Source organism: Streptomyces swartbergensis (assembly GCF_002148965.1).
Lineage (GTDB): Bacteria > Actinomycetota > Actinomycetes > Streptomycetales > Streptomycetaceae > Streptomyces > Streptomyces swartbergensis.
The window spans coordinates 1-7,180 of the sequence record NZ_NGFN01000411.1 but is presented as its reverse complement, the minus strand read 5'-3'; the positions used below and the strand labels follow the sequence as shown (position 1 = coordinate 7,180).

General features: G+C 71.0%; 6 protein-coding genes and 1 pseudogene. 4 read left to right on the top strand and 3 right to left on the bottom strand.

The features are described from left to right. The 3 genes from CA983_RS38310 to CA983_RS38300 form a co-directional block, all read right to left on the bottom strand. Nucleotides 1–955: RNA polymerase sigma factor (locus CA983_RS38310; RefSeq protein WP_143645688.1), on the bottom strand; the 955-nt coding region annotated here is incomplete at its 3' end. 128 nt (nucleotides 956–1,083) lie between these two features. After that, nucleotides 1,084–1,608 carry a hypothetical protein gene (locus CA983_RS38305; RefSeq protein WP_086605326.1) on the bottom strand — a complete coding sequence of 175 codons (525 nt, stop codon included), beginning with the start codon at nucleotides 1,606–1,608 and terminating at the stop codon, nucleotides 1,084–1,086. A 110-nt stretch (nucleotides 1,609–1,718) separates the two neighbouring features. Continuing rightward, a complete protein-coding gene (locus CA983_RS38300) occupies nucleotides 1,719–3,158 on the bottom strand; it encodes a gamma-aminobutyraldehyde dehydrogenase (protein WP_086605325.1) in 1,440 nt (479 codons plus the stop codon). A 164-nt stretch (nucleotides 3,159–3,322) separates the two neighbouring features. On the opposite strand from CA983_RS38300, the gene CA983_RS38295 reads away from it, so the two are divergent. From CA983_RS38295 to CA983_RS48520, 4 genes and pseudogenes are all read left to right on the top strand, one after another. Beyond that, nucleotides 3,323–3,862, top strand: coding sequence for an Lrp/AsnC family transcriptional regulator (locus CA983_RS38295; RefSeq protein ID WP_059419035.1), 540 nt, complete (start codon nucleotides 3,323–3,325; stop codon nucleotides 3,860–3,862). A 19-nt stretch (nucleotides 3,863–3,881) separates the two neighbouring features. Beyond that, the gene (locus CA983_RS38290; protein ID WP_279628498.1) at nucleotides 3,882–5,243 is read left to right on the top strand and encodes an aspartate aminotransferase family protein; all 1,362 of its coding nucleotides are present in this window, start codon (nucleotides 3,882–3,884) and stop codon (nucleotides 5,241–5,243) included. A 226-nt stretch (nucleotides 5,244–5,469) separates the two neighbouring features. Beyond that, the gene (locus tag CA983_RS38285) at nucleotides 5,470–6,219 is read left to right on the top strand and encodes an ABC transporter ATP-binding protein (RefSeq protein WP_086605323.1); all 750 of its coding nucleotides are present in this window, start codon (nucleotides 5,470–5,472) and stop codon (nucleotides 6,217–6,219) included. Next, nucleotides 6,201–7,180: pseudogene (locus tag CA983_RS48520) on the top strand (hypothetical protein); the annotation flags it as partial. The gene CA983_RS38285 and the pseudogene CA983_RS48520, both read left to right, overlap by 19 nt.

Sequence of the window (7,180 nt, the reverse complement as noted above, 5' to 3'; positions counted from 1 at the left end):
GGGAGGGCGGCGGTTCGGACGTGGCCGTCGCCGTCGGGGTGACCGCGGCCCGGGGAGGCGGGGCGTCCGGCGGCTGGGTGACGACGTAGGCGCCGCCCGCCACGATCGTCGCGCCCGCGGTCATCGCGACGGCCGGCTTGGTGAGCGCGCCCAGCAGCTTGGCGGACCACCCGGCGGAGGTGGCGGCCACGGCCGTCTTGCCGCCGAAGGCGAGCGACAGTGTGAACCCGACGGGCAGCGGGACGAGCGCGATGCCGACGAGGAGGCGTTCCGCCGGTACGACCGTCTCGTGGGTGTCGCCGCAGTAGCCGCAGCCCCGGATGTGCCGGGCCAGCCGCTTGCGCCACACCGAGTCGGGCCGGCCGTTCCAGCGGCCGGTCAGCTCGCGCAGACCGGGGCAGGCGCCGTCCAGGGCGCGGACGATCCCGCGCGAGGTCTCCAGGCGCTCCTTCATCCGCTGCACGYGCACGGCGGCGTGCTGCCGGGTGATGCCGACGGCTGCGGCCAGCTCGCGCCGGGTCAGTTCGCCCGCGACCTCCAGCCACCACAGTGACAGCAGCTGCCGGTCCTCGTCGTCGAGCCACCGCACGGCCTCGGCGACCTCGCGCCGCTGCCCCTCCAACTGGAGCCGCAGCACGGTCAGTTCGGCGAAGTCGGAGGCCGCCGCCTCCTCCAGCCGGTCCGGGGTCCGGCGCCGGGCCCGGTCGCGTATCTGGCGCATGGCGATCGCCACCAGCCAGGACCGGAAGCTGTCCGGGTCGCGCAGCGAGCCGAGGTTGTCGACCGCGCGCAGCATGGTCTCCTGGACGACGTCGTCGACGTCGGCGTGCCCGTTCAGGGCCCGGCCCACGATGTTGTAGACCAGCGGCAGCCAGCCCGCGACCAGCTGGTCCAGCGCCTGCCGGTCGCCGGACTGCGCCGCCGTGATGGTGGCGCGCCAGTGCTGACTGTCCACGGTGGCCCCTCGCCGGCTGAGATCAGTACTTTTCCGCACGCACCCTCTCAGGCAGGACGGGGGTCTTGGCTATGTGGGAGATCACATGCAGGGAGACGGCGTGAAGGTTCTCGGGATAACAGTTTTTCTCAGCCGCTGAACGCCGGGGTGGCCGCCGGCGCGGTCAGCGCCTCCAGCCGCTTGATCCGCTGCCGTACGACGTACAGCGGGATCACCCCCAACACCCCGAAGGACATGTCGATCACCGTCCACCAGAAGGGGATCTGGCGGATCGGTCCGCAGATCAGGGCGAGCGGGACGATGCCCGCGCAGGCGATCATCCCGAACTCGACGACCCAGATGTTGCGGACCGGGTCGCGGTAGGGCCCGTAGAAGGCGACCGCGATCACCAGGTGCGCGAAGGCCAGCCAGTCCGTGCCGTAGAGGAGGAAGGGGTATTCGGCGTCGGCCTCGTCGAGACCGGCCCGGACGCGCTCGATCCAGTCCGTCAGACCGGGCAGGTAGTCGCCCACGGACAGCGCGCGCAACAGGTCCTCGGTCCAGCGCAGTTCGTGCACCAGGGGGAAGGCCGTGGCGCCGCTGAGCACCAGGCATACGACGAAGAAGACCAGCCACGCACGTATGCCCTTCAGCAGGGCGGCTCTGTCGCTCATGGAGACACCCTACGCGCATGTTGAACATGTTCAAAAACAGTTCCGCGCACAGACGAACGGCCCCGGGCGAGGTGGAACCCCGCCCGGGGCCGCGGAAGGAAACCCGGCGTCTACGCGTCCAGCGACGTCATCACGTGCTTGATCCGCGTGTAGTCGTCGAAGCCGTACCCCGAGAGGTCCTTGCCGTAGCCGGACTTCTTGAAGCCGCCGTGCGGCATCTCGGCGACCAGCGGGATGTGCGTGTTGATCCAGACGCACCCGAAGTCGAGCTTCTTGGACATCCGCATGGCGCGGCCGTGGTCCTTGGTCCACACGGAGGAGGCGAGCGCGTACTCGACGCCGTTGGCCCACTCGACCGCCTGGTCCTCGTCGCGGAAGGACTGCACGGTGATGACCGGGCCGAAGACCTCCTTCTGGATGATCTCGTCGTCCTGCTTCAGGCCCGAGACGACGGTCGGCGCGTAGAAGTAGCCCTTGTCGCCGACCCGCTTGCCGCCGGTCTCCACGCGCGCGTGCGCCGGCAGCCGGTCGATGAAGCCCTCGACCTGCTTGAGCTGGTTGGGGTTGTTGAGCGGGCCGAACAGCACGTCCTCGTCGTCCGGGTGCCCGGTCCTGGTCTCGGCGGCGGCCTTGGACAGCGCGGAGACGAACTCGTCGTGGATGGACTCGTGGACGAGGACGCGCGTGGCGGCCGTGCAGTCCTGGCCGGCGTTGAAGTAGCCCGCGACCGAGATGTCCTCGACGGCCTTGGCGATGTCGGTGTCCTCGAAGACGACGACCGGGGCCTTGCCGCCCAGCTCTAGGTGGACGCGCTTGACGTCCTTGGCCGCGGACTCGGCGACCTGCATGCCGGCCCGTACGGAACCGGTGATGGAGGCCATCGCCGGGATCTCGTGCTCGACCATCATGCGGCCGGTCTCGCGGTCGCCGCAGATGACGTTGAAGACGCCCTTCGGCAGGATCCCGCCGAGGATCTCCGCGATCAGCACCGTGGACGCGGGGGTGGTGTCGGACGGCTTCAGCACGACCGTGTTGCCCGCCGCGATCGCCGGGGCGAACTTCCACACGGCCATCATCATCGGGTAGTTCCACGGCGCGACCTGCGCGCAGACGCCGACCGGCTCGCGGCGGACGATGGAGGTCAGGCCCTCCATGTACTCACCGGCCGAGCGGCCCTCCAGCATCCGCGCCGCACCCGCGAAGAAGCGGATCTGGTCGACCATCGGCGGGATCTCCTCGGAGCGGGTCAGCCCGACCGGCTTGCCCGTGTTCTCCACCTCGGCCGCGATCAGCTCCTCGGCGCGCTCCTCGAAGGCGTCCGCGATCTTCAGCAGGGCCTTCTGGCGCTCGGCGGGCGTGGTGTCGCGCCAGCCGGGGAAGGCCTCGGCGGCCGCCGCCATCGCGGCGTCCACGTCCGCCTGCCCGGACAGCGGAGCGGTCGCGTACGCCTCGCCCGTCGCGGGATTGACCACCTCGGTGGTCCGTCCGTCGGCGGCGTCCCGGAACTCACCGCCGATGTAGTTGCGCAGACGACGCAGCTCGGTGCTCACTGCCGGCCCTCCAGTTCGGATGTCCAGTACTTGAGACACCCACCCTAGTCGGCCGACCCACGTTTTCAACACCCCCGCTCCCTTCGATCGTGCGGAATCCGCAGGAGCGGGCTACCGAAACAACGGATTTCATCGATCGAGGCTTGCGGAAGTGTCGAGACCTCGTGCACAGTGACCTCGTGGCCAGTCGAAGCGCAGACCAGAAGGGCTCGCGGGAGCACCGCGAGTCCTCCCGCGAGTCCAGGAACGGCAGCTCGCCGCAGCTGGACGCCGTCTCCCTCGCCATCATCGAGCAGCTCCAGGAGGACGGCCGCCGGCCGTACGCCGCCATCGGCAAGGCCGTGGGCCTGTCCGAGGCGGCCGTGCGCCAGCGCGTCCAGAAGCTGCTCGACCAGGGCGTGATGCAGATCGTCGCCGTCACGGACCCGCTCACCGTGGGCTTCCGCAGACAGGCAATGGTCGGCGTCAACGTCGAGGGCGACGTGGAGTCGGTGGCGGACGCGCTGACGGCCATGTCCGAGTGCGAGTACGTGGTGATGACCGCAGGCTCCTTCGACCTGATGGTGGAGATCGTCTGCGAGGACGACGACCACCTCCTGGACGTCATCAACAAACGCATCCGAGCCGTCCCCGGAGTGCGCTCCACCGAGAGCTTCGTCTACCTCAAGCTCAAGAAGCAGACCTACATGTGGGGAACCCGATAACCGTGAGGACCCGATAGCCGTGAGCAAGGACCTCTCCCAGACCGCGTACGACCACCTGTGGATGCACTTCACGCGCATGTCGTCGTACGAGAAGGCCCCCGTCCCCACCATCGTCCGGGGCGAGGGCACGTACATCTACGACGACCAGGGCAAGCGCTACCTCGACGGTCTCGCCGGCCTGTTCGTGGTGCAGGCCGGGCACGGCCGGGTCGAGCTCGCCGAGACCGCCTCCAAGCAGGCGCAGGAGCTGGCGTTCTTCCCGATCTGGTCCTACGCCCACCCCAAGGCCGTCGAGCTGGCCGAGCGCCTCGCGCACCACGCCCCGGGCGACCTGAACAAGGTCTTCTTCACCACGGGCGGCGGCGAGGCGGTCGAGACCGCCTGGAAGCTCGCCAAGCAGTACTTCAAGCTGGTCGGCAAGCCCACCAAGTACAAGGTCATCTCCCGCGCGGTCGCCTACCACGGCACCCCGCAGGGCGCCCTGTCCATCACCGGCCTGCCCGCTCTGAAGGCGCCCTTCGAGCCCCTCGTGCCGGGCGCCCACAAGGTCCCGAACACCAACATCTACCGGGCCCCGATCCACGGCGACGACCCCGAGGCCTTCGGTCGCTGGGCCGCCGACCAGATCGAGCAGCAGATCCTCTTCGAGGGCCCGGACACCGTCGCCGCGGTGTTCCTGGAGCCGGTGCAGAACGCGGGCGGCTGCTTCCCGCCCCCGCCCGGCTACTTCCAGCGCGTGCGCGAGATCTGCGACCAGTACGACGTGCTGCTCGTCTCCGACGAGGTCATCTGCGCCTTCGGCCGCCTGGGCACGTACTTCGCCTGCGACAAGTTCGACTACGTCCCGGACATGATCACCTGCGCCAAGGGCATGACCTCGGGCTACTCCCCCATAGGCGCGTGCATCGTCTCCGACCGCCTCGCCGAGCCGTTCTACAAGGGCGACAACACCTTCCTGCACGGCTACACCTTCGGCGGCCACCCGGTCTCCGCGGCCGTGGGCCTGGCCAACCTCGACCTGTTCGAGCGCGAGAACCTCAACCAGCACGTCCTGGACAACGAGGGCAACTTCCGCGCCACCCTGGAGAAGCTCCACGACCTGCCTATCGTCGGCGACGTCCGCGGCAACGGCTTCTTCTACGGCATCGAGCTGGTCAAGGACAAGGCGACCAAGGAGTCCTTCGACGCGGACGAGACCGAGCGCGTCCTGTACGGCTTCCTCTCCAAGAAGCTGTACGAGAACGGCCTGTACTGCCGCGCCGACGACCGCGGCGACCCGGTCGTCCAGCTCGCCCCGCCACTGATCTCCGACCAGTCGACGTTCGACGAGATCGAGCAGATCCTGCGCGCCACCCTGTCGGAGGCGTGGACCAAGCTCTGATCGGCACTCCGAAGGTCGCTCCGATCATCGCTCCGATCGTCTGCCTGGATGATCAACACCGGCCCCGGTGCCCCCCGTTCGAGTGAGAAACGGCGGCCCGGGGCCGCGTGCTGTCCGGCGTCCCGCCGCCTTCTGCCTAGCGTGCCAGTGACCGATCGGCCCTGCCTTCGTTCCCCCGCACGGGGGATGGCACGGGAACTACGGATCTGAACCGAGGTGTACGCCCATGGAGGCCCCGCCTGACAACGACGTGCTCTGGGCACGCGCCCTGCACTTCCAGCACGACGACGGCTCCCCCGCGCTCAGCGGTGTCTCGCTCGGCGTCCGGGAGGGCGAGATCCTCGCCGTCAGCGGCCCGCGCGGCAGCGGCAAGACGACCCTGCTGCGGTGTCTGTCCGGCCTGGTGCCCGTCCGGCGCGGCGAGGTCTGGTTCAACAGCATGCCCGTGCACACCATGGGCCCCCTCACCCGCGAGCGGCTGCGCCGCGACCGCTTCGGCTGGATCGACCCGGCCCCCTCGCTGGTCCCGGAACTCAACGCCTGGGAGAACACCGCCCTGCCGCTGATGCTGCGCGGCACCAGCCGGCGCCGCGCCAAGACCGCGGCCCTGGAGTGGCTGGAGCGCCTGGACATCGGCGAGGGCGCCCGCAAACGTCCGCACCAGCTGGTGCAGGCCGAGCGGCAGCGGGTGTGCATCGCCCGCGCCCTCGCCCCAGCCCCGTCGGTGCTGTTCGCCGACGAGCCCACGGCGCCCCTGCACCGCGCCGACCGCGCCCATGCGCTGCGCACCCTCACCACGGCGGCCCGCTCCCACGGCATCACCGTCGTCCTGGCCACGCACGACGCGGAGACCGCGGCGCTCGCCGACCGCACGGTGTCCCTGCTCGACGGGCGGCGCGTGCAGACGGTGCACCTGCCGCCGGTCGCCGAACCCACCGAGACGGAAGGCCGGGCCGCGTGCTCGCTCTCCGTCTGACCCGCGGCTCCCACCCCGCCGTCCAGCTGCGCCGCCTCCTGGTCGCGGCGGCCTCGGCCGGGACGGGTTTCCTGTTGCTCTGCACGCTGGGATACGCGCTGGGCCACCCCGGCGCCACCGGCGCCGCCCTGATGCGCCTGGCCTGGTGCGTGGCTCCTCTGGCCGCCACGGTGTACTTCGCGGTCGCGGTGGCCCGCACCGACCCCGGTACGAAGCCCCGTCCCGGCCTCTCCGCGATCGGCCTCGGCCCGCTGCGCCTGATGGCCGTCTCGGCGACGACGACGGCCCTGTCCTGCACGCTGGGCTCGATGCTGGCCCTGCTGTTCTTCCTGCACCTGCGCGGCGATCTGACGGGCATGCCGTTCGACGGCGCGGCCGCCGAGTCCCTCGCGGCGAACCAGCCGCTGCCGCTGGCGGGAGCCCTGACGCTGCTCGCGATCGTGCCCGCAGCCGCGTCGGTGGCGGTGGCGGTGGCGCTGGCGCTGCGGCCGAGGGAGGTGGGGCCGGCCCCGTCCCGGGCGCCCCGGACGTACGGCCGTTTCGGCGCGTACCGGTGCACGAGCACACGCGAGACCTTCGGGGCGTACGGCCGTTTCGGCCGGCAGGTCGTCCGGCCCACGGACGGTCGTGCCACCGGGACCACCGAACCCACCGCCTCGGGCGGTCCCATCGGGTCGGCCGGGCCGAACGGCGGGCCGCCGCCGGCGCGGGCGGGCGTGTCCGTCCCGGCAGCGGCCACGGGCTCGACCGCCCGGGGCGCCGGGAGCACGGTGAGTGCGGTCGAGGACCCCGCCGAGCCGTCCGGCCCTCAGACGGAGACACAAGTCGCCGTGAGCGCCGTGCTCCCGGCCGGGAGCGCCGCGCACGCGGCCGGCAACGCCCCGCGGCACTCGGTCCGGCACGCCGCGGCGCCGGACGGCGCCGACGATCCCGCCGCTTCCGATGCGGCCCTGCCGGACAC

What these genes read in the sequence shown, in the direction of transcription:
- CA983_RS38305 (WP_086605326.1), bottom strand. Translation starts at nt 1,608, where the DNA reads ATGAGCGACAGAGCCGCCCTGCTGAAGGGCATACGTGCGTGGCTGGTC.
- CA983_RS38285 (WP_086605323.1), top strand. Translation starts at nt 5,470, where the DNA reads ATGGAGGCCCCGCCTGACAACGACGTGCTCTGGGCACGCGCCCTGCAC.